Origin of the sequence: Paraburkholderia sp. GAS448 (assembly GCF_050435685.1) — a bacterium.
Classification (GTDB): Bacteria; Pseudomonadota; Gammaproteobacteria; order Burkholderiales; family Burkholderiaceae; genus Paraburkholderia.
The window spans coordinates 1-21,997 of the sequence record NZ_JBNDKT010000068.1 but is presented as its reverse complement, the minus strand read 5'-3'; the positions used below and the strand labels follow the sequence as shown (position 1 = coordinate 21,997).

Here is a 21,997-nt window from a genome sequence, read left to right as displayed (position 1 = left end):
TCGCCTTGAACGAACCGCTTCATCTTGCTCATCCTCCGCTATCGGATGAAGAATTTTAGCGCTCCAAAAATGCGTTTTGACACACTCTGGGCCGAAACCGGTCCGACGCAGACCTCGGTCGATCGCTGATCGCAGCAGGTATGAGAAAGGCATAAACCGACCCGGAGCAGACTGTCGAGATGCAGTGACATCAATGGCTCTTGTTGAAGCGGAGCAGACGGTCAGAAAGCTGACGACAGACACCAGGCCGCGCGGAATGCGGATCCTGGCGTCTGTCGAAGGTCTATCGCCCGCGCTCGGCGAGCATGCTTGGATGATCTGCACCTGATCGGCGGCAACGAACACGCGTGGTTCGAGGACCGGGCACCCCAATGCCCACTGCTCGTATACGTGGACAACGCGATAGGCCTGTTGGTGACACCGCTTTTCACGGCGACTGCGTCGAATTCGGCTAGCGACACACCGCCTCCGCCGGATGGCTTGGTCGAATCGCACATTCTTGGCTCTGTCGACCAGGCCGTACGCTGGATATCGTGAGCGTCGTTCCTCCTGGAGACGCACATGCCCGCCTCGCTTCGCTTCGTTCACCTCGACACGCCCGATTCGCTGCTGCCCGCATTCGACGTCATGCGTCAGTTGCGCCCGCATCTGACGGACGCGCACTCGTTCGCCGCGCAGGTGGCCAGGCAGCACGCCGAAGGCTATCGCCTGCTCGCTGCGTTCGACGCGGGAAGCGTCGTCGGCCTCGCCGGTTATCGCACGCTGACCAATCTGCTGTATGGCCGCTTCGTCTATGTCGACGATCTGGTTGTCGATGGCAGGCTGCAGCGTGGCGGCATCGGTGCGCACCTGCTCGACGCGGTACGGCAGATTGCAAGTGAAGCCGGCTGCGCGCAATTCGTGCTCGACACGGGCCTGCACATGCCGCTTGCGCAACGCTTCTATTTCCGCAATGGGCTGCTCGCCCGAGGCATGCACTTCGTTGAACCACTCGCCACTCTTTCCCATCCTGCGGAGTTCACGTCATGAAAATTTTACTGGTCAACGCCAGCCCGCACGGCGAGGCGAGCCACGGCTACCGTTTCGCCGACGAGATCGTCGGCATGCTGTGCGAGCACGCCGCACTCACTGCATCGGTCATCAAGGTGATCAAACGCGACCTGGCAGCCGCGCCGCTGCCGCCGGTCGCCCGAGACTATGCGCGCGCCATCACGTCGCGCACGCCGGATAAGGCGCAGTTCGGTGTCTCCGAGCGACTGATCGGTGAAATCGAAACGACGGATGCGCTCATTATTAACACGCCGATGCACAACTTCACGGTGCCGGCGGCGCTCAAGCTGTGGATCGATTACACGCTGCGCATCCATCGCACGTTCGCCTCGACACCGGAAGGCAAGGTTGGACGGATGCGCGACCGGCCGACCATCGTGATCGTCGGTTCGGGCGGTGTCCATAGTGGCGAACGCGCGCGGCAGCCGGATTTCCTGACGCCGTATCTGCGCTATGCACTCGGCTCGATCGGCATCCACAGCGTGCAGTTTCTTCTCCTGCAGGGGCTTGTGATGGGCGAAGCGACGGTAGCCGAGGCGCTCGATGCGGCGCGCGTCCAACTTGCCGGCGATGCGGTGTTCGCCTCGCTCGCCGCACAGGCGGCCGGCAGCGCGAGCATGGCGGCGGGTACGGCTGCGCAGAAGGCATAAAGCACGCCGGACGGGATGCGTTCCGAAAGCGTTCTTGCCGCATCGTGCGAAGGCGTGCCGCGCTGCGCTTATTCGAGATCTGGATACATGCCTCGCGCGTCAGCCGTCCAGACACGCGCGCAACGTTCGCGCGAGACGGCCTGCTTCCCCCGCATCGGCGATGTTCGCGAAGCCCATCACGAGGCCGCGCAGCGTGCGCCGCGCGCGGCCATTCGCGTACCAGATCGACAGCGGCAGCACCGCGAGCCCCGCCTCGCGGGCGCGCGCGGCGACGGCAACGTCGTCGACCGGGCCATCGGGGCCTTCGGCGAACTGCACCGCGAACTGAATTCCACCCGGCGGCAAATCGACAATCAGCCGCTTGCCAAACGCCTGCTCTAGCGCGTGCACGATCAGCACGCGGCGCTCGCCGTACAACGCACGCATCCGCTTCAGATGCCGCGCAAAATGCCCCTGCCCAATGAAATCCGCCACGGCCGCCTGCAATAGCGTCGGCGATCCGGCGTTCATGCTGTGCGCCACCCGCCCGACGCGCTCGACGGCCCGCTCTGGCAGCACCACATACGCGAGCCGCAAACCGGGAAACATCACCTTGCTGAACGTGCCGCAATAGATCACGCGATCGCGCCGGTCGAGGCTCTTTAAAGGCGGCAATGGCCGGCCCAGATAACGGAACTCGCTGTCGTAGTCGTCCTCGATGATCCAGCGGGACGCTTTCCCTGCCCAGTCCAGCAGCGCCATTCGTCTTGCGAGCGACAGCATGTGCCCGAGCGGGCTCTGATGCGACGGCGTGACCAATGCGAAGCGCGCCTGCGCATCCAGCAGTATGCCGCGCTCGACGTCGATCCCTTCGCCATCCACCGGCACCGGCACGAGCTGCACGCCGGTCTCGGCCAGAAAACCGCGCGCGAGCAGATAGCCGGGATCCTCGAACCACACGCGATCGTTCGGGCGGGCGAGACTGCGCAACACGAGTTCGAGCGTCGCACGGTAGCCGCCGGTAACGAACACCTGTTCCGGCAGGCAGGTCACGCCGCGCGACAGCCCGAGATAGGTGGCGATATGTTCGCGCAGCGGCCGGTAGCCGGCTGGATCCGGGTACGCGAGCATCGCGCGTTCGCCGCTGCGCGCGCGCTGCGAAACGAGCCGGTTCCATACCTTGCTCGGAAATGCGTCGAGCGCGGGCAGCCCTGGTTGCAACGGCCGCGGCTCGCCGCTCATGGTGACGGTGACGGCCAGCTGGCGAGGCGCCGCTTGACCACTGCACGATTCGCCCGACGTCTGCGGCGTGCCCGTTCCATCAGTGCTCTGCCTACCGCGCGCGTCCTGAACCCCTTGCGCACGTGACGAGCGCATCACCGATGGCGGCAGCGACGGCGATACGAACGTGCCCGCCGCGCCGCGCATCTGCAGGTAGCCCTCGTCGACGAGGATCGTGTAGGCAAGCTCGACCGTGCCGCGCGCCGTATTCAGCTGCGTGGCGAGGCCGCGCAGCGCGGGCACGCGATCGCCGGGACGCAGATGCCCCGCGGCGATCGCGGTCCTGAAGCGCTCGCAGATCTGCAGATAGATCGGCAACTGCTGCTGCCGATCGATTTCGATGGTCAATGCGGGAGTCGGTACGGTCATGACGGTCTCGCGGGCAAGGGGAGCGGCAAACGGCGTGGACTAGTCGGATCGACAATTCTTGGCACTTTTCGATAGAGCATGATTCTTCCACAATGGCCTCACGCGATGCGACGGCGGCGAACACTTTCACGCGATACGACACCCGCCGGGCGCCCCGCGCGTTCATTTACTCTCATCTGGAGAATCTGCCATGAAAATCGTCGTAATCGGTGGGTCCGGCCTGATCGGATCGCGTCTCGTCACGCTGCTCAGCGAGGCGGGTCATGAGGCGCTTGCCGCGTCGCCGCGCACCGGCGTGAACGCCGTTACGGGCGAAGGCCTGAGCGACGCGCTCGTGGGCGCGGACGTCGTAGTCGACGTGACGAACGCGCCATCATGGGAGCCGCAGGCGGTGCTCGACTTTTTCCAAACCTCGGCTCGCAACCTCGGCAAAGCCGAAGCTGCCGCAGGGGTGCGCCATCACGTCGCGCTATCAATCGTCGGCTGCGACCGTACGCCGGAGAACGCGTATTTCGTTGCCAAGGTCGCGCAGGAAGAGGTGATTGAAGCTGCGGGCGTGCCGTACACGATCGTGCGCGCGACTCAGTTCATGGAGTTCATCGGCGGTATCGCGGATTTCGGCACGGACGGCGGCACGGTGCGCATCGGCGACGGACTGTTTCAGCCGATCGCCGCGGATGACGTCGCAGCGAGCCTCGCGCAGATCGCGCTCGCCGCGCCGCTGAACGGCAGGGTCGAGATCGCCGGCCCGGACCGCGCACCCTTCGCGGAGATCGTCACGCGTTATCTGAAATCGGTAGGCGACGCGCGCCCGGTGGTGACGGATCGCGATGCGCGGTACTACGGCGGCCGTGTCGAGGAACAATCTCTCGTGCCGCTCGGCGACGCGCGGATCGGCCGCGTCAGTCTCGACCAGTGGCTGGCGCAGGCTAAAAAGGGTTGATTGCAGGTTTATGCAAAACCTGAATCAACGTGTCTACATTTGCCTTGATCGGAGCCGTCGACCCGATCGGCGTTGAAGCCGAACAAAAATTTTCTGGGTAAAGCATGAGCACGTCACAAAAGGTTGTCGTCGTTACCGGCGCATCGCAAGGCATAGGCGCCGAAGTCGTCAAGGCGTTTCGCAAGCTCGACTATTGCATTGTTGCGACCGCACGTTCGATCAAGCCGTCGGACGACGCGAACATCCTGACCGTCGCCGGTGATATTGGCGACCCGGCAACCGCCCGCCGTGTCATTTCCGACGGTGTCGCACGATTTGGCCGGATCGACACGCTGGTGAACAACGCCGGCATTTACATCGGGAAGCCTTTCACCCAACATACCGCCGAAGACTTCGCCGCGGTGATGAATGTGAATATCGCGGGTTTCTATCACATCACGCAACTCGCCATCGCCGAAATGGAAAGGCATTCGAGCGGCCACGTGGTTAGCGTGACCTCCAGCGCCGTTGACGCTGCGATCAGCGGCGTGTATTCGGTACTGGCAGCCCTGACGAAGGGTGGTCTGAACGCCGCCACGAAGTCGCTGGCGATTGAGTACGCGAGGAAAGGGATTCGCGTGAATGCCGTCGCGCCGGGGATCATCAAGTCGCCGATGCACGCGCCGGAAACCCATCAAGCGCTGGGCGCCTTCCATCCGCTCGGGCGCATGGGCGAGATGAGCGATATCGCCGACGCGATTCTGTTCCTTGATTCCGCACCGTTCATCACGGGAGAAATCCTGCACGTCGACGGCGGTCAGAGCGCTGGTCACTAAAATTCCTCGGGCACCGCAAGCCGGTGCCCTTTCGTACCCCTACAGCAATTACATCATTCGAGAGTTCCTGGAATCATCCTTTGCACGCGCCAATCTTCGTCGTGTGAAATCCATGTTCGAGGCGCAATACCAGGTTGTTCCTTTTTCAGTCTACGCCGTGAACATGTCTGGGCACCGGCATATGGTGCGGTCTGGCGAAGGGCCGTTATACACGATCGAACCGACGTCCCAATGTCTGCGCGACAGTTGGGATTGGGGTCCGCAGATGGCCGAACCCGGTCCGACGCAGACCTCGATCGCTCGCTGAATGCAGCAGATATGAACCGGGTGAGAGTATTCTGGGTCGTGTTTGGCGTTGCCAGCGGTTCGCCGCGCGCGAACGCATGAAAGCCGACGCCATTACGCGCGGCGTCTGAACCATCCGGTGAGCGACAGGCGGTCGCGCGTCGCGGGCAATACCTCGTGCAGCATATCGGCGGATAGAAACAGCGCGATCCGGCTGCCGACCGGCGAGATGTCCCATATGCCCAAGCCCTCTGGATGCAGTCGCAATTCACCGCCATGCTCAGGCAGCCAGTCTGCATTCAGATAGACGACGACCGACACAGTGCGACTGTCGTCGTGGCGAAACTGATCGCGGTGTAGCAGATATGAATCGCCTGGCGCGTAGAACGCGAAATGGCTTTCGTATTCTTCGAGTCCCAGAAAGAGCCTGCGATTCAACGCGACACGCAGCGTTTCCATGATCGCGAGATACCGATCGCAGGCTTCGGATTGCCCCGCTTCCAGCCAGTGAATCCGGTCGCCGCGTACATCCGGCTGGAGCGAACGCGCCGCGCCCTGGCCGATCCATGCCAATGCGAGCGTCCCGGCCGCCGCAAGCGCCGCACATTCTTGCGCGAGCGCGAGCGTCAAGTCCGGCGGAAGAAAGTTGTCCTGCTCCGACCAGCCATGGTCATTAAGGGCATCCAGAATTCGTCGATGCCCTTCATCTCCGGGCGCATCGGAATGCCCCGGCGAGTGTGTACGGTTCACTGCCTGTTCCTTCGAACGAAGGTGCTGATTGGAAATTCGAACTGTCGTCCGAAGGATATGATCGAGGTGGGCTTTAATCTGTGTTACGCCCATTGTGGAGTGCGGTCAAGCGCTATGAGTCGCTCCAGTTCCGCGCTCCCGGTTGCGGTAAGCATTCAATGTCAACGGGTGGACTATACGCTTACACGGATTGCGCTGGTGTCGGACCGGGTTGACCGGGCATCCGATTCGAACACTTTTGATACCGACACGTTCTCGAGGGCAGACATCACCGACCGGTGTCCAGTCGCGGGTGTTGCCCGACGATCGGGCCGGATTGCATTCTAACGGCCTTCATATTTCTCCGGCTACTATCAACGGAAACTCGCAACCCGTTGAGCGAGTTCTGCCTGATCGATGCGCAGCGGCAGGCGCTGCAGACCGCGCTCGATCGCACGCTCGTGAAGACCGACCGGCTCGCGGACACGGCAGCGCTTTATCAGGTGCCGGGGGGCGCGGTATTGCCGGGTGAAGGAGGGCAGTGAACCGGCCGTCCGTTTCTGCTGGTGGCAAATCGGACAGGCCGGGGTTTGAATAGATTCGTCACTTGACGTCACCGCGCACACGGACACGGTTGCCCGCGGCCGTGTGCGTCAGCATCAAGTCGCCGATGCGGTCAGCGTCGTGTTGTACGTGGTGCCCGCGATCACCACATTGCTCAGCGTAATACCGCTGACATTGCTCACGAAGATCGGACCCGGCGCGGCCGACGCAGACGTCGACGGCGTCGTCGGGGCTGCGCCCGTGCACACCGGCGAGCCGAGGTTGCAGTTCGAGATCGTGACGCCGCTGATCGGACTCACGGTCGGCACCGGCAGCGGACCGTTGTAGTCGACCGCCTCGGAGCCCTGCATGACGAGCGCCTGGAAGCACGAGTTTGACCCGGCGACGAAGCCCGAAGGCATCGAGTACGATACCGCACCCGACACGTTGCTCGCGTTCACGTTCGTGATGTTGATGTTGCTGATCACCGACGGAGTCCAGCGCACCGCATCGCCGGACGGGCTGTAATCGCAGTCGAACGTGATCAGCCCGCCTTGACCCGTGGACGGATTCGTCGCGAGACCGGTCGTTCCCGTACCGGTGATCTTGCTGATGGCGGCGCCGAGCGCGCCGCCGCCATATTTGCCGGCGAGGTTCACGCCGTTGGGCAGCGTCACGCCATTGATCCAGACGTTTTTGATGAACCCGCCGCGGTTCATGTTGGTCTTGAACCGCAGTGCGATGTTCAGCGGATTGCTCGCCCAGTTCTCGTTCTGCATCGTCAGATTGCGAGCGTAGACGTTCTGCACGCCCGCACTCAATTCACTGCCGATCGTCAGGCCGCCGTGGCCACTCTGCATCGTGCAGTCCTGCACGACGATGTTCTGCATCGGACCGTACCCGGTGTCGAGGTACTTGCCGGACTTCATCGCAATGCAGTCGTCGCCGGTGTTGAACTGAACGTTCTGTACGAGCACGTAGTTGCACGCGTCCGGATCGAAGCCGTCGTTGTTCGGGCCAACGCTGTCGGCAAACACACCGTCGATCACCACGTTCGTGCAATCAGTCGGATGGTGTTGCCAGAACGGCGTGTTCTGAGTGTGGTAGTTCTGCAGGAGCACGTTCGTGCAGCCGATGAACTCGATCATGCACGGACGCAGATAGTGTCCGTTGCCGAAGATGCGGTCCTCGACCGGCACGCGCAGCTCCGACAGCGCGGGCAAATAGTTCTGGTCCTCGTTCCAGCCCGTTCCCGTGAGCAGGTCCATCAGCGTGGTCGTCGTGCCGTACTGATTCGTGAAGGTAACGTTTGCCTGCGGATTCAGGATTTGTGAAGCGGGGAGGCTTGTCAATGCAACGTTGTTCGGATTCACATAAGCCTGTGAAGGCGTCGACGAACCCGCACAGCCGTACTCGTTGCTGCTTCCCTTGAAGGTCCACCAGCACGAGGTCGGCGCCTGGGTGCTCGGCTGAATCGGCGTCATCGCCTGACCGTTCAGCACGCAGGTATTGTCGTCCGCGGTCACCGCAATATTGGTCTGGTGGAACGCATAGATCGGCGAGCCGAAATTCAGGCAATCGTTTGCCTGCCAGCGCATGTGGTACAGATTGCCGTTCGCCGTCCTGAACGGACCGTTCTTCGCGTAATCGGCAGGGTTCGGGCTGAAATAGATCGTGCAGCCCGACTCCAGATGGAAGTTCACGTGGCTCAGGAGCACGATCGGACCGCCGCAATACCAGTTGCCGGCCGGCACCACCACGCGGCCGCCGCCGGCACGATTCGCGTCCATGATCGCGGCATTGAACGCGGCACACGAGTCGTACTGCGTGCCCGTGTAGTCGCACGGCACCATCACGTTCGAGCCGGGGCTTTGCAGGTCGTTGGTCGGATGCGCCGTCTGCTCCGTACCGCCGGTCACCCAGGGAATCTTGCCGCTCGGCCACGCGGTCGACGAAATCAATGCGGAGGCGGGCAGCGTGCGCGCACCGTAGCTCGTCACGTGAAAGTCAGCGTGGGAGAACATCTCGGGCTTGATGTGGGCGAGCCTCCTGATGATGGCCGTGGCCTCGCCGCCTGGGCCCCAGATTGGGTCGGAAGCGAACGGATGGCCGGGTTGTGCCGGAGGTTGGCCTCCGGGAGCCGAAGAAAACGGAAAGATGGATTCTGCTGCTACCGCCGCGCGGCCGGTCGCGAGGAGGGTTGCACCTGCGGATACTCCGGCAAAGGCCATAAACGCGCGCCGACCAGGCGAGGCGGGCGCATTGGTGTGGGGCGCGGGGAGCAGAGGATCGTCTTTGTCATGCGCTGCCATTTGATTCATCTCCTTTTGTCTTACCGATAAGTGGTCATCCATTCGACTACCGAGGAGCAGTGTGGCGACGTTCGCGCGCACTGGAATACACAGACGCAGTGACGAGATCGGGCAGGACCTTCTGATGGGATCCTTACCCCTATTGTTGTCAGACGATGTCGAGATCGTCAATCAAATTTAACCTGGTAGTGTTCCTCATCCCGCCAGTTGCCGTGCATACCTGAAAGATGCCTTACAACGTGGCGTCGAGTTGAAATCGGCGTAACGCTTGCGATGCGGACTTGCCGTGACGTGCGTGATCGCCACAGAAGGCGACCGGTCCGCAGGTGTCAAGCCAGTCGAGTGGCGGCTGCTGAGCAGTCGCATACCGACTGGCCGCGACGAATTGGCGACGACGATCGACTGGTACCGGGCACGCTGGGAAATCGAGATGTTCTTCAACGTGCTGAAGAATGGTTGCAAGGTCGAGGCGATGCAGCTGTCGATGGTGGAGCGCCTGGAGCGGACACTTGCGTTGATCATGATCATGATCATGATCGTGGCATGGCGCATTGCGTATCTGATGCGACTCGGTCGAACGTGTGCCGACCTTGATGCGGCATTGTTCTTCGATCAGGACGAGATTCGTGGCGCGTATCTGCTGATGAAGAAACGACGGCCTCCGCAACCACCGAGGCTGAACGAAATGGTGCGGCTGATCAGCGTCCACTCGGCAAACGCTTCTGCCGTCGAAAAAATGCGCGCGGGTTTCGAGGCGATCGAGAAGCTTGCGAGTCGCCTTTCGTCGCCCGGTAACGACGTGGCTGAGTACCACTGACGTCGTTGTCAAATGGCTCTGCCGCACCGCCTCGCGGGACAGCATTGTTCTCGCTCTGTCCTTGCTCGACCCGATTCGCAGTCATCTTAAGCACCTGATTCCGACGCGAGGGTCCACCTTATTGCACGGAGACCTCGAGGTTCAGAACGGGATCGTCTACCTGAATCTCGCTCTGTCCGTCTCGGGCGAAAAGGCCAGGGATGCGATCCTGTCGGAGCGGCCATGGGAATTGGCTACCACCTGACCAGGGTCATGAAGTTAGCCCTTGTCCCGGGTTTCGATCAGTACCGCACAGGGCGACCGTTCGATGACTTCTCCGCAGGTCGACTTGGCCCAGCGGCGTAGCCGTGACAAATGATGATGTCCCATCACAATGACCTCCGCAGCTAGCAGCCGGGCTTGCTCGATGATGACGTCTCGATGCGAAGGCCGGGTTCACCGTCAACCAGTCGCAAAGGACAGGGCGCCGCTGTTGCGCTGGCCCGTGCACCCGAGGCGTGTTCCGCGTCGGAGGACATGACGCGTCTTTAGAACATCTTGCGAAGACCGATTGCCACGCCCAGCTGGTTGGTCCGGCCAATGGTGTTGGTCGGAACGCCGGCGGAGTTGACCCCGCCCGGGTAGTCGGCGGCGAAGGCGCCCGTGCCGCGCGCCCAGTCCGTGATCGCGTAGACTTCCGACTGTTTCGAGAACGAGTATTCGGCGAGAATGGTAGCCGATTGATTCACCCCCTTCCCGAGCGAGCCGTCGAGCAGTGCAGCATTGCGCGTCTGCCCGTAGTAGTAGGCGAACGTGAACAGCAGCGGAGGGATGGCTTTCCAGTTCGCACCGACGTAATAGGTGTCGTCGATACGGTTGGGGCTGGCACCCGGCAGTGTCGGCGCGCCAGCTTGCTGCATGTTGCTGTCGGTCAAACCAGTCTGGTCCTGCCCGCGCAGCCAGCCGGCCAGCAGGCGGATGTCATGGGTGACCTGATACGCGCCGCTGATGTGCAGGAAGTTGGTCTTGCCGCCATTGATTGCGCTGCCAACACTGGTGCCGACCGAAGAGCCCGTCGCAGATGTCGGCACGGAGACCTGTTGGAAGCCTGCGTTGAGCATGGCAGGGCCGTACGTGTACGTCAGTTCCACCGCGTAGGTGGCGCCGAGACCGAGCGCGCCCGGCTGGTTGCCGAAGCCGTAAAGGGCATCGATCGCCAGGCCATCGAAGCTGCCCTTGTACTTGACCGAGTTGTTGATTTCCAGGTAAGGGCCGATGCCGTTATACATCCAGCTGTTTTGCCAGTAGTTGCCAACGGTCAACGGGTCGAAGACATCCCCCAAGGTGTCGTAGAGGGGCGCATATTGCCTGCCGAAGGTCAGCGCGCCCCACTTGTCGTTCGACAGACCCACGTAAGCCTGTCGACTGAACAGTGTGTCGGGGACGTGTAGTTGCCCATTGAAGGCTTCGAAGCCGTTTTCGAGGTGGAAGACTGCGGACCAGCCGTCCCCCAGATCCTCACTGCCCTTCAAGCCCCAGCGGCTGTGGGTTTCCGGGCCGGACGTCATGGAGACCTGGTCTTTGCCGCCCGGGCCGGCATTCGTCTGATATCGAATGGCTAAATCGACGATGCCGTACAGCGTGACCGAGCTTTGTGCGAATGCCGACGACATCGCGAAAGCGAAAAGCGCGCCAGCGGCACTGGAAATTAAGATTTTTTTCATTAGCGATCCACCGTATTTGGTGAGCCGACTGGATCAATTCATTCTTCCGCAGGCTCGAACAATAAGACCGTGAACAGGAGCCTAGCCTGTCATTTCATTGAGGCATAGAGATTTCTTATGGAGTGTTGTGTATTTGCTGTGTCGGGACAGATATGGGTAAATCGCCTGGTAATTACGTATGCAGAATACCGGCCTATCAGTTGGGTTATGTTGTGCCCTTTGGCCCGCCGGCAAGCGGCGGGTCTGTGTCTTCGTCGCCCGCCCGCCCGAGCGAAGGCAGGTACCTGCCAAAGTTCATTTCGAAGTCGCCCGGAACTCCGTAGTCCAGGCTACGGAGCCTGGCGCGGCGTGCCTGCCCACCTGGCAACACGACGACCTTCACGGACGGGTCCGCCTCGAGGTCGGTCATTAGCGCTCCCAATTCGACGATCGTCGTGGGAACAAACATGTTGATCGGCGGGTTGCTGAAGGTGATCGTCCAGCGGCCCGGATAGGTGCGGTCGATGTCGAGCTGCGAAGGGTCGGGCATGGTGCTTCTCCTAAGGCAATGGATAGACCAGCGTTGCGTTGAAGGCGACCTCGGGTCCCGGCAGCTTGCGCATCGGGGACCTCCACTGCGCGGATAAGTCGACTTAAGAAACAGCCCTCATCTCTCCGAGCATGGTCGGGATGAGTTCAGATACGGTCGGGTGTATCGGGACTGCCTGCTGGAGGGTCGTATACGGGATGCCGGCGCTCATCGCGTCGAGGAGGCCGTGGATCGCCTCGTCGCCGCCGGTGCCCAGGATGGCCGCACCGAGGATTCTCGACGTCTGCGCGTCTACGACCACCTTCATGAAGCCCTTGGTCTCGTCCTTCTCGACGGCGCGCCCGACACGAGTCATGGGCCGGTGACCGACCAGCAGCGGTCGGCCGCTCGCCCGTGCCTCGGTCTCGGTGATACCGACGCGGCCGAGCGGCGGATCGATAAACAGGGCATAGGCCGGGATCCGCTGGCTCACCCCGCGCGCCTTGCCATCGAGCAGGTTGGCCGCAACGATTTCGAAGTCGTTGTAGGCCGTGTGTGTGAAGGCGCCACGGCCGTTGCAATCACCAAGCGCCCAGATGCCGGGCACGTTGGTCGCGAGCTGATCGTCGACGCGGATGTAGCCGCGCGGGTCGGTCGTGACACCGGCCTTGTCGAGCCCGAGGTCGTCCGTGTTGGGGCGACGCCCCACGGCCAGAAGGACGTGGCTGCCCACGATCTCCGGTTCGCCGGCCGTGCAGTCGACCCCGACGGCAATGCCTGCCGCGTGCGGCGCGAAGCGAATGCATTGGGCACCGGTCCGCACGGCGATGCCCTCGCCCTCGAGAATCTCCCGGATCACAGCCGAGACCTCTTCGTCTTCGCGCATGACGAGGCGCGGCGATTGCTCGACGACGGTCACCCGTGCGCCGAACCGGCGGTACATCTGGGCGTATTCGAGCCCGATATAGCTGCCGCCGATCACGACCAGATGCTCGGGCACGTGGTCGAGCGCCAGCATCGACGTATTGGTCAGGGTGCTCACGCGATCAATGCCCGGGAGATCCGGGACGATGGCGCGCCCGCCGACATTGATGTAGATGCGCGGCGCGCGGAGGCGCTCGTCACCCACCACAAGCGTGTCCGACGACTCGAAGCGCGCGGCGCCTTGCAGCACCGTGCACCCCTTCATGCCGCGCAGCCAGCGCTCGACGCCCGTGCGCGCGTTGCGCGAGACCGCGTCGGCACGCGCCTTCACTCGCGCCATGTCGATCCGGACGGGCGCATCGAGCACGACACCATATTCAGCGCCGCGCCGCGCGAGGTGGGCGGCGTAGGCGCTGGCGACGAGCGTCTTGGTCGGCATGCAGCCGGTGTTCACGCAGGTTCCCCCGAAGAGCTTGCGCTCGACGAGCGCGACGGTCATTCCGGCATCGGTCAGCCGGCCCGCGAGGGATGGACCGGCCTGCCCGGCGCCGATGATGATTGCGTCGAAATCACTAGTCATGGGTGTTCTCCCGTTCCAGGGGTGTGAGTAGTATTGGCCGGTCCAGGACCTTTTCTCGCAATCGCGGCGGCGAGGTTTCGACCACCGCGATTGCGACAGCGATCGTCAGAACCGCCAGCTCACAAGGGCAGGTCCTTGCCTCCTTGCTCACTAACCATGTACTCCGCATACCAGTCCGGCCAATTCTCATCGCGTTGGCCGCCGGTCCGCTTCTCGTGCTCGCCGTGCGCGGCCTCCGCCCGCCGAAGCGCCGCTGCGAGATCCGCTGGCGAGGCGAAGGTCGTGGCGTCTGTGTCCACGCGCCCGGGCGCTCGGTGAGTGAGCTCCTGGAACAGCCAGCCATTGCCGTCCGGATCGCTGAAAGAGGCGAACGAGCGGTAGCTGCGATGCTCGGGGTCCGGACCGCTAACCCGGATCCGCCCGAACAGATATGGCTCATCCGAGCCGGCGTACGCGCCAGCGGCGTCGTGGAACACTCCGCTGATCTCCACCCCACGTCCCAGCAGTTCCTTGCGAGCCGCCTCGACGTCGGAGACGATCAGGTACAGTCCCTGGGCGGAGCCGGGTGTGGCCGCGGTGACGTTCTTGCCGAAGATGACCGAGCACCCGGAACCGGGTGGCGTGAACTGGATTACGCGGAAGTAGCCATCATCGGAGGCGTAGTCGGCGTCAAGCCTCCACCCCAAGCCACCGTAAAAGCGCTTGGCGCGCTCGACGTCCGAAACAGGGATGACGATGACCTCGAGCTTCATGTCCACGCCCCGCACGTTCGGGGTCTCGACTGCAGCGCTGCTCATGTGAACCTCCGATTGCCTGGGCCGCAACGCGGCCTTTGAGATTGACGACAACAACACTTGGCGAAGGGAGCCGGATAGGGTTTGCCGGGCCGGATCAGCTGGCGCGAAGCATCGTTCAGATCCAGTCCCGCGCAGGGAGCACGCGTACCGGTGTTCGGCACCGGCGCCGTTGCGGCGTCTCTCCGGCTCGGGCATCTGCACGTAACCGTCGACGACCTGCCTCGGCATTGGGCAGACGCCGGCGACAACACTAACCCGCAATGTACCCCTACGCTGGCAACGCCCGCTCACGTTGACCTTGGTCATATTGTAGGTCGGCCTCGTCACGAAAATCCTCTCGGCGTGACGAGCCTCGGCCGTGGTCCTCGAAAGGCGATGGTCAAGGAGCTCATGACTCCCGGTGCCGGCGCACGAAAGACGAGACGTTTCCTGTCGCAGCATTGCCTGGAAAAACTGCACCACATCGGCGTCGAATTGTTCATGGAACGCTGCGCGGTCGAAGCCCGGCAGGCTGGTGCAGATTTCCTGCGGACGCCGTGCTCGATGGTCACGACACGATGCGGCTCTCGTGACGGCGATGATTGCCGCGCCGGGAGCGCGTTGGATCAAAGGTGAAGTCGAACTGGCAACGGTCCTGCGGGAGGTTGTAGAACAAGCCGGTTGAGTTCGCCGATCAGACGGAGGCACACGGTGGACCTCGCATGAAATTCGCATGGCGGCGCCACGCGAATTTCATGCGACTCATCACTTCACAAAGTCCTTCAGGTACAACAACACACTCTTGATCGGCCCATCGTCACGCGCCTTGCCGGCCTTGCCCTGAAACTTGGTGACGGCGGCATTCAGCAGCGCAACGACCTCCGGGCTCTTGTCCACCCAATCCGCCGCGCTCATCTTCCGGGTGGAACCGCCGCTTTTGCTGAGCTTGTCGTACAGATCGACCTTGCCCCCCTGGTACGCGACCTGGACGGGCTTGGTGCCCTTGGCCTTGATGGCACTATCCAGCGTGCCGGACTCGCTCAGCAGTTCCCACACATCCAACTCCAGCTCCCCGCCGGTGAACTTCGTGGACTGCGTTCCGAGCAAGGGTGTCGCGCCGCTTTCCCCCTCGTCCATCATGCCGTACCAGACACGCGTCTTTCCGCCGTTCCATGCCTGATTGATAAATGTCGAGCACATGCGGCACGGTTTCAAGGTGGAGAACAGGACCGAATCCACCGGCAAATTGGTCTCGGTGGGATTCCTGAGAAAGTAGCCGACCAGGGTGTTGACTTCCGCATGTCGATATTCGCCGGTGTTCACACCCCACGAAAGCACCTTTCCGGTCCTGGAAACCAGCATCGTTCCGATGTTATGACCGAGCGTGCGGTCGGTATACACGAAACCCAGTTTTTTTAGCAGGCAGAACGTCGCCAGCATGTAAATACGTCGGGCCCTGCTATGGGCCGCGGGAATTTCTTCGTCGTAGATCGAAGGTAGATTGGGAGGGGCTCCCAGCTTGTCCAGACTGAACTGGTTCCAATGCTTCATGTTCGGAGTGAGCAGTTGGGGTTCACCCCGGTATTCGGTGTTGCTGTATTCAGGCGAGTCGTAGGGGTATTCCAACGGATTATTTTGATTGACCCAACTATCCGTCGGATAGTTGACCATTATCTTGCCCTTGGGTTGGATCCTGGCCTCCAGCATGGATGCGTGGAGAAAAACCGACGGCGGCACCGGTCCCAACGTGTCGACTTCGTAGAAATAGAGGCCGCCATCTCGATTGCTGATCCGCGCTGCGACTTTTTTCGTGGTTTTTTTTGCAAAAAACGCACTGACCTTGGGCATTGCACACCTCCTGGAAACAAACCGGCTGAAGGGTCAGCGGGCTAGCCATAGGTACGATCAATCTCGGTTAAGCCTAGCTCATCGTTGAAGACTTTCAACCGTCACAGCGGTCCCTTTTTGCGTTTCCCGATCCCAGTGTTGCCGACACCCTATCGACCCTTTCAACTTGATGTCAGGCGCCTGCGCGTTGGCGCTTTTCTCTATCCTTCCGGACATCACATTGCGGCCTGGCGCCATCCCGAGGCGCAAGCGGACGCGGGCGTCAATTTCCGCCACTACGTCCTTCTCGCGCAGGCGGCCGAAGCCGCGAAGTTCGATCTGGTCTTTCTAGCCGATGGCGTGGGAACCCGCGGCGACAACGTCGACTTTCTGAGCCGCACGGCGCACAGCTACGTAGCGCAGTTCGAGCCGATCACGCTGCTGTCGGCGCTAGCGGCGGTGACGGAACGCATTGGCCTCGTCGGCACGGCCTCGACGGGTTTCAACGAGCCGTATCACATCGCCCGCCAATTCGCTTCCCTCGATCACATCAGCGGCGGACGTGCGGGCTGGAATCTGGTCACCTCGTCGCAGCAGGCGCATTCGCATTGTCAACGGCACGATCAATTATTTCGGCGCCGCTGGCCCGTGGATCTGGCAGGGCGCTTTGACGGTACTGCTCGCTCTCGAATTCCTCGCAGGGTCATCAAGATATACAAAGCAACTTTGCTTCGTTGCTTGCCGTCGTAGGTGAAACGTATTCTCGAAGATTATCTCTTCAGGATGCCGTACCTATGACCGGGCATATTTTGACTGACGCGCAGCTCGACGAGCGTTACGCGCCGATTTTCGAGTGCATCGCGGATGGCAGCATCGAACGCGAGCAGAATCGTGAACTCGCTCGCGACGCGGTGAAATGGCTCAAGGAGTCCGGCTTTACCGCGCTGCGTGTGCCGCGCGCTTATGGCGGTTCGGGCGTCACGCTGCCGCAGTTTTTTCGTCAATTGAGCAGACTCGGCGCTGCTGACTCGAACCTGCCGCAGATCCTGCGGGCGCACTTCGGTTTCATCGAATACCGGCTCGAAGGCACTGACGAAGCTCAGCGCCGGCGTTGGCTCGAGCGCATCGCAAACGGCGAGACAGTCGGTGCGGCGACGTCCGAGCGCACCGGATCGACCCACAATTCAGTGACTTTGACGCAGGATGCCGCAAGCGGTGTTCTGCGTCTGAATGGCGAGAAGTACTACAGCACCGGCACGCTCTACGCCGACTGGATCAGCGTGGCCGCGCACGATGACGACACGGACATCAACGTGGTGATTCCCGCCACAGCGCCGGGCGTCACCCGCATCGACGACTGGGACGGCTTCGGTCAGCGTCTGACTGCAAGCGGCACGACGCGTTTCGAGTCCGTCGCCGTAGCGGAGGAATGGGTGGTATCGCGCTATAAAGCTTCGGAACCGCGCCGCAATTCGCTTCTCACCGCCTACTTTCAGGCTGTCCATCTGGCGACGCTCGCCGGGATCGTCGAGGCGATCATACGCGACAGCGTGGCGTTCACGCAGAGCCGCACGCGTACGTTCGGCGTCGCCGGGCAGTCCAGTCCGCGCGACAACCCGCTGGTGCAGCGCGTAGTCGGCCGGCTCGCGAGTCTCGGCTATTCGACGCGCAGCATGGTCGAGTCGCTGGCCCATGCGTTGGAAGCGGTGCATCAAAAGCGCGAACAGGGCACCGCGACTACGGACGATTACATCGCCGTCGACCTCGAAGCGTATCAGGCGCAACAGATCGTGATCGAGCAGACGCTCGAAGCGGCTACGTTGCTATTCGAAGTAGGCGGTGCGTCGGCGACAAGCGAAACACGGCGCTTCGACCGGCATTGGCGCAATGCGAGAACGATTGCGTCGCATAACCCAGCCGCGCAACGGGAAGCGTCGATCGGGCGTTACTACCTGAATGGGACACCGCCGGATGAGCGCTTCAGTTTGCCTCACGCCGTGCAGGGCGCAGCGACCGCGAAGTCACCGCAGCGCGCCGGCGCAACCTCCGGCCAACCCGCGCTCGCCGAGGTCGTCCGTTAAATGAAGGCGATCCATTTTTCCCTTGCCGGCCTCGTTGCTGTGGGAGCCGTCTCGCTATTGAGCGGCTGCGACAAGACCGATTCAGCGCAAGCCGCACAGTCGGCGCGGGTGTCGAAGCCTGTCGCCGGCGGGGCGCTCACCTGGGGCGTCACCACTGAGCCGGCGTGCTTCGACCCGCATCGGTCGTCGCAACAGAATGCCTTCTGGGTGATCCGCAATTATATCGACTCGCTCATCAGCAAGAAGACGGACGGCACCTACGCACCGTGGCTCGCGAAGTCGTGGAGCATCGCCGACGACGGCAAGAGCTACACGTTCAATCTGCGCGACGACGTTCACTTCACGGATGGCACGCCGTTCAATGCCGCGGCCGTCAAAGCCAACTTCGACTACATTCTGAACAACATCAGCACCACGTCCGCATCCGCGTCGTTGCTGGTTCACTATACCGCCGCGACGCGCGCCATCGGACGAGGTGGTGTTGCAAGTCGATGCGATCGGCAAGCGCTATTCACGGCGCAGCAGAGGTAGCGCAGGTGGCACTCGATGCGGGCTTTCTCGGGCGACGTCCCTCGACACTTTCGGGCGGACAACGTCAGCGGGTAGCGATTGCCCGGGCGGCTGCGCCACAGCCCGCATTGATCGTGTGCGACGAGCCTGTCTCCGCGCTCGACGTGAATATCCAGGCCCAGGTGCTCGACCTGCTAGCCGCATTGCAGACGCGACTCGACATGTCGTTGCTGTTCATTTCGCATGACCTGGATGTCGTGCGTCATGTCGGCGACCGGGTACTGGTCTTCAGGAATGGGCGGGTGGTCGAAGCTGGGGAGACGGAGCGCATTTTCGAATCTCCGCGGCACAGCTATACGCGCGAACTGATGGCCGCCTCGCCGTCGCTACGCCGCATGAAGCGGTTGCCCGCGCCGGCCTGGGCAACCGAGCCTGCGACGGGCTGACCTGCGCGCTCACACAGCCGCTGCCGCTTCTTCCCGTGTCGGGAGGTGGCGGCTCGCAGGCCGTTGCAGACCAAAGTGTTCGCGCAGCGTGCGTCCTTCGTAGACGGTCCGGAAAATGCCGCGTTTTTGCAGTAGCGGCACCACGCCGTCCGCGAAGTCCTGCAAGCCGCCCGGCAAAACATCCGGCATCAGGTTGAAGCCGTCGGCGGCGCCGCCCTTGAACCAGTGTTCGATATCGTCGGCGATCTGTTCCGGCGTGCCGACGGTGACACGATGTCCGCCACCGCCTGCAAGCGCGCGGATCAATTGACGGGCCGTATACCCGTTCGTATGTGCTTGCGCGAGCGTAGCGTGGAAAAACGTGTGATTGCCGTTGCCGCCGCCGGGCAATGAGAGATCGTCGGGCAGACGCCCGTCGAGCTTCAGGCGCTCGACGCTGACGCCCAATATGCCGGCAAGCCGGGTGAGGCTGTAGCTCCATGGAATCAGGTCCACCAGCTCATCGCGACGGCGCAGGGCTTCCGTCTCGGTCGCACCGATAATGGTGGTGAGGCCGGGTAGCACGCGGATCGCATCGTTGCCGCGTCCGAACGCTGCGGCACGGGATTTGAGTTCGCGTGCATAAGCCGCCGCTTCGTCGAACGACTGCGATGCGGAAAACACGGCTTCCGCGTACCGGGATGCCAGCTCGCGCCCGTCCGCCGAGCCGCCGGCCTGAATCAGCACCGGATGCCCCTGGGCGCTGCGCGGCAGATTAAACGGGCCGTCGACACTGAAATATTTGCCGCGATGGTCGATGCGATGCACCTTCGCCGGGTCGATGAAACGACCGCTCGTCTTGTCGCCGATAAAGGCGTCGTCTTCCCAGCTATCCCAAAGCGCCTTCACTACCTTTGTGAATTCTGCTGCGCGCTCGTAGCGTTCAGCGTGACCCGGCACGGCCTCGCGGCCGAAATTGCGGGCTGAGCCGAGATCGGCGGTCGTCACGATATTCCAGCCGGCGCGGCCCGCGCTGAGATGGTCGAGCGTGGCGAAGCGGCGCGCGATGTTATACGGCTCGTTATAACTCGTCGACGCCGTGCCGATCACGCCGATATGCGTGGTGGCCGAAGCAATACCGGCGAGCAATACGGTCGGCTCCAGCGCCGTGATCGGGCGGAAGTCGATCTGATCGGCGATCGATGCATTGTCCGCGAGAAACACCGCATCGAATTTCGCGCCTTCTGCGATTCGTGCGACGCGAACGTAGTGGGCGATATCGACGAAGGCGCGAGGATCCGCGTCCCCGGTACGCCATGCGGAAGGGACAAAGCCGGAGTGGAGGATATTGACGTTCAGATGTAGCTGGCGCGGCGGATCGGTTCTCATGGTCTTTTCGAATGCGGAAGAGGCCAGCAACGCAGGAGCAGAAGCATCTGGCCGACTCTGCAATTGTCGTTTGGCTGATCATTCGAGACCACTATTGAATTCTGACATCGATATGTCGACAAAGACTAAGGTTTGCCGACACTGCAGACGATCATCAGGTGGCGCTTGGTCCGGCCTTTGCACGGACGGGCCCAGCGCCACTCATGGCAAGCGCCTTAGCGAGCGTGAGCCCATCCGGGACTCGACTAACGGAAGCCGTAGACCATGACCTTTTTCCCCTCAAAGTACTCTTGCACACCTTGCTCGCAATTCTTTGGACACGTTGTACCGTCCTTGGCAGCGCCTGACACGGTGACCGCCCTGTAGACAACGGATTCGATGAGCGTCCCGTCGGCTGCGACGACGATGTTCAGATCAGTTTCGACGCCGGCTGGCACGGCTCCGCCGGCGTCATAAAAGATTTGCATGGTGCCGGTGCAATCGGAGTTCACCGTGTAGAGGCCGTGCTGGGCCGAATTGAATGTCGTCTTCCCCCCTTTCGGCAACCCGCCGATCATGCCGAAGTCGGTGCGTTGAAATCCGCCCGTACCGTCGAACGTCACCAGGGCGACGTCATCGAGGATCGACGGGGCGTCGTACGGATGCAACACACCATTGGCAGTTTTCAATCCAAGAATCTCTCCGTGACCGATAAACCCAAACGGTCCCTTTAGCGTTGCGTTCGAGCAAAGGCCGTCGTGGTCGCCGGCCTGCGCGGCGCCACTGAGCGAGAGAAGTGCAACGGCGGTTGCTGACAAAATGCTCAAATGCTTGATCTTCACGGTCATCTCCTTGCCAGCGAATCGGGCGCTTAACATCACGACGCGCAGGGGCCTATTGCCTGGCTGGATTGGGCACCCAATTCAAAATGAAATTAAAAAAATGCCGCAGTGAATCCTGGCTGCCGCCGGTTGCGGAGGAAGCAATGAGAGAACGAGTGGCCGTCAGTGCGGCCGGATGTTCTGGAGTGTGAGGCGAGAAAGCCGAGGTGCGGGCCAGGTAATGAACGGCGAAACTGAACGGCGAAACGCTTCACCAAGCAGTTATTTTTCGCTTGGCGTCGGCAGACACGCACAGAAGAGGTGCACGAAAGTCCGCGCAATTGTGACTTCGTGAGTCGGCCACGCATTAAGGTCGCATAGCAAAAATAGTGTAATCCACGATCTTCGCAGGTGCCAGATAGATTTCGGACAAAATGACAGGCGCGTTCAGAATCGCGCAGTGCGAATAATGCGCTCTCAGCGGGTCGAGCGCTCAAACCCGAGCGATCGTTTAATCCGCTATCGAGCAAAGGCAAGTCATCGCAATTTTGCATTGTCATTAATTTGCCTCGCTATTTAATAAGTTGAAAAATGGCATTCCATAGACTAGGGAAACGCTGATTTATTCAGCTCGGTGGTCATCGCTGGCGTAGCTGAGGACGTTATAGAAGGCAGCTCACGGAACAGACTCACGATGATGA

Annotated in this window: 20 protein-coding genes and 4 pseudogenes; 12 read left to right on the top strand and 12 right to left on the bottom strand. The window is 61.8% G+C overall.

Translation table 11 applies throughout. From position 1 onward, the window contains the following. Positions 1-345, bottom strand: a 345-nt coding sequence (locus P3T23_RS44830; RefSeq protein WP_429322449.1) for a hypothetical protein, incomplete at its 3' end; no start/stop codon positions are given. A gap of 216 nt (positions 346-561) precedes the next feature. Here P3T23_RS44830 and P3T23_RS44825 point away from each other — a divergent pair. Together P3T23_RS44825 and P3T23_RS44820 are read left to right on the top strand one after the other, a co-directional pair. Further along, positions 562-1,029 (top strand): GNAT family N-acetyltransferase, encoded by a 468-nt coding sequence (locus tag P3T23_RS44825; RefSeq protein WP_429322448.1) that lies wholly within the window; start codon positions 562-564, stop codon positions 1,027-1,029. Further along, positions 1,026-1,700, top strand: coding sequence for an FMN-dependent NADH-azoreductase (locus P3T23_RS44820; RefSeq protein ID WP_429322447.1), 675 nt, complete (start codon positions 1,026-1,028; stop codon positions 1,698-1,700). Before P3T23_RS44825 ends, P3T23_RS44820 begins: the two co-directional genes overlap by 4 nt. Positions 1,701-1,799: 99 nt before the next feature. On the opposite strand, the gene P3T23_RS44815 is transcribed toward P3T23_RS44820, so the two are convergent. Then, positions 1,800-3,329, bottom strand: coding sequence for a PLP-dependent aminotransferase family protein (locus P3T23_RS44815; RefSeq protein WP_429322446.1), 1,530 nt, complete (start codon positions 3,327-3,329; stop codon positions 1,800-1,802). Positions 3,330-3,519: 190 nt separating this feature from the next. Between P3T23_RS44815 and P3T23_RS44810 the strand changes: the two genes are divergently transcribed. Together P3T23_RS44810 and P3T23_RS44805 are read left to right on the top strand one after the other, a co-directional pair. Then, positions 3,520-4,272 carry an SDR family oxidoreductase gene (locus tag P3T23_RS44810; RefSeq protein ID WP_429322445.1) on the top strand — a complete coding sequence of 251 codons (753 nt, stop codon included), beginning with the start codon at positions 3,520-3,522 and terminating at the stop codon, positions 4,270-4,272. A 104-nt stretch (positions 4,273-4,376) separates the two neighbouring features. Beyond that, positions 4,377-5,087 carry an SDR family NAD(P)-dependent oxidoreductase gene (locus P3T23_RS44805; protein WP_429322444.1) on the top strand — a complete coding sequence of 237 codons (711 nt, stop codon included), beginning with the start codon at positions 4,377-4,379 and terminating at the stop codon, positions 5,085-5,087. 399 nt (positions 5,088-5,486) lie between these two features. On the opposite strand, the gene P3T23_RS44800 is transcribed toward P3T23_RS44805, so the two are convergent. After that, positions 5,487-6,122 (bottom strand): 2OG-Fe(II) oxygenase, encoded by a 636-nt coding sequence (locus P3T23_RS44800; RefSeq protein WP_429322443.1) that lies wholly within the window; start codon positions 6,120-6,122, stop codon positions 5,487-5,489. A 374-nt stretch (positions 6,123-6,496) separates the two neighbouring features. Here P3T23_RS44800 and P3T23_RS44795 point away from each other — a divergent pair, with 374 nt between their 5' ends. Further along, entirely contained in the window at positions 6,497-6,646 is a 150-nt protein-coding gene (locus tag P3T23_RS44795) for a hypothetical protein (RefSeq protein ID WP_429322442.1), read from the top strand. 114 nt (positions 6,647-6,760) lie between these two features. Here the strand turns inward: P3T23_RS44795 and P3T23_RS44790 are convergent, their stop codons facing one another. Further along, complete coding sequence (locus P3T23_RS44790) at positions 6,761-8,956, bottom strand: glycoside hydrolase family 28 protein (RefSeq protein WP_429322441.1); 2,196 nt, start codon at positions 8,954-8,956, stop codon at positions 6,761-6,763. Between the two features lie 280 nt (positions 8,957-9,236). Between P3T23_RS44790 and P3T23_RS44785 the strand changes: the two are divergent. After that, a pseudogene (locus P3T23_RS44785) lies at positions 9,237-9,659 on the top strand (IS4 family transposase); the annotation flags it as partial. A gap of 372 nt (positions 9,660-10,031) precedes the next feature. Here P3T23_RS44785 and P3T23_RS44780 read toward each other — a convergent pair. From P3T23_RS44780 to P3T23_RS44760, 5 genes and pseudogenes are all read right to left on the bottom strand, one after another. Beyond that, positions 10,032-10,187, bottom strand: a pseudogene (locus P3T23_RS44780) (universal stress protein); the annotation flags it as partial. Between the two features lie 113 nt (positions 10,188-10,300). Next, on the bottom strand, positions 10,301-11,476 hold the full coding sequence (locus P3T23_RS44775; protein ID WP_429322440.1) for a porin: 1,176 nt from the start codon (positions 11,474-11,476) through the stop codon (positions 10,301-10,303). A gap of 205 nt (positions 11,477-11,681) precedes the next feature. After that, a complete protein-coding gene (locus P3T23_RS44770) occupies positions 11,682-12,005 on the bottom strand; it encodes a hypothetical protein (RefSeq protein ID WP_429322439.1) in 324 nt (107 codons plus the stop codon). A 103-nt stretch (positions 12,006-12,108) separates the two neighbouring features. Beyond that, entirely contained in the window at positions 12,109-13,488 is a 1,380-nt protein-coding gene (locus P3T23_RS44765; RefSeq protein WP_429322438.1) for an FAD-containing oxidoreductase, read from the bottom strand. 119 nt (positions 13,489-13,607) lie between these two features. Beyond that, positions 13,608-14,285: a VOC family protein gene (locus P3T23_RS44760; RefSeq protein ID WP_429322437.1), complete on the bottom strand. Its 678-nt coding sequence runs from the start codon at positions 14,283-14,285 to the stop codon at positions 13,608-13,610. A 150-nt stretch (positions 14,286-14,435) separates the two neighbouring features. Between P3T23_RS44760 and P3T23_RS44755 the strand changes: the two are divergent. Next, positions 14,436-14,519 (top strand): annotated as a pseudogene (locus tag P3T23_RS44755) (DUF6130 family protein); the annotation flags it as partial. Positions 14,520-14,660: 141 nt separating this feature from the next. Beyond that, a complete protein-coding gene (locus P3T23_RS44750) occupies positions 14,661-14,900 on the top strand; it encodes a hypothetical protein (RefSeq protein WP_429322450.1) in 240 nt (79 codons plus the stop codon). Between the two features lie 129 nt (positions 14,901-15,029). Here P3T23_RS44750 and P3T23_RS44745 read toward each other — a convergent pair whose 3' ends face one another. Further along, positions 15,030-16,112: a Bd3614 family nucleic acid deaminase gene (locus tag P3T23_RS44745; RefSeq protein ID WP_429322436.1), complete on the bottom strand. Its 1,083-nt coding sequence runs from the start codon at positions 16,110-16,112 to the stop codon at positions 15,030-15,032. Positions 16,113-16,292: 180 nt separating this feature from the next. Here P3T23_RS44745 and P3T23_RS44740 point away from each other — a divergent pair. From P3T23_RS44740 to P3T23_RS44725, 4 genes and pseudogenes are all read left to right on the top strand, one after another. Continuing rightward, positions 16,293-16,682, top strand: a pseudogene (locus tag P3T23_RS44740) (LLM class flavin-dependent oxidoreductase); the annotation flags it as partial. Positions 16,683-16,885: 203 nt separating this feature from the next. Further along, the gene (locus tag P3T23_RS44735; RefSeq protein ID WP_429322435.1) at positions 16,886-18,172 is read left to right on the top strand and encodes an acyl-CoA dehydrogenase family protein; all 1,287 of its coding nucleotides are present in this window, start codon (positions 16,886-16,888) and stop codon (positions 18,170-18,172) included. Then, the gene (locus tag P3T23_RS44730; protein WP_429322434.1) at positions 18,173-18,703 is read left to right on the top strand and encodes an ABC transporter substrate-binding protein; all 531 of its coding nucleotides are present in this window, start codon (positions 18,173-18,175) and stop codon (positions 18,701-18,703) included. Continuing rightward, positions 18,664-19,128: an ATP-binding cassette domain-containing protein gene (locus tag P3T23_RS44725; protein WP_429322433.1), complete on the top strand. Its 465-nt coding sequence runs from the start codon at positions 18,664-18,666 to the stop codon at positions 19,126-19,128. Before P3T23_RS44730 ends, P3T23_RS44725 begins: the two co-directional genes overlap by 40 nt. A 9-nt stretch (positions 19,129-19,137) precedes the next feature. Here the strand turns inward: P3T23_RS44725 and P3T23_RS44720 are convergent, their stop codons facing one another. Together P3T23_RS44720 and P3T23_RS44715 are read right to left on the bottom strand one after the other, a co-directional pair. Further along, positions 19,138-20,496 carry an LLM class flavin-dependent oxidoreductase gene (locus P3T23_RS44720; protein ID WP_429322432.1) on the bottom strand — a complete coding sequence of 453 codons (1,359 nt, stop codon included), beginning with the start codon at positions 20,494-20,496 and terminating at the stop codon, positions 19,138-19,140. A 245-nt stretch (positions 20,497-20,741) separates the two neighbouring features. Beyond that, positions 20,742-21,317 (bottom strand): hypothetical protein, encoded by a 576-nt coding sequence (locus P3T23_RS44715; RefSeq protein WP_429322431.1) that lies wholly within the window; start codon positions 21,315-21,317, stop codon positions 20,742-20,744. Between the last annotated feature and the right edge of the window lie 680 nt (positions 21,318-21,997).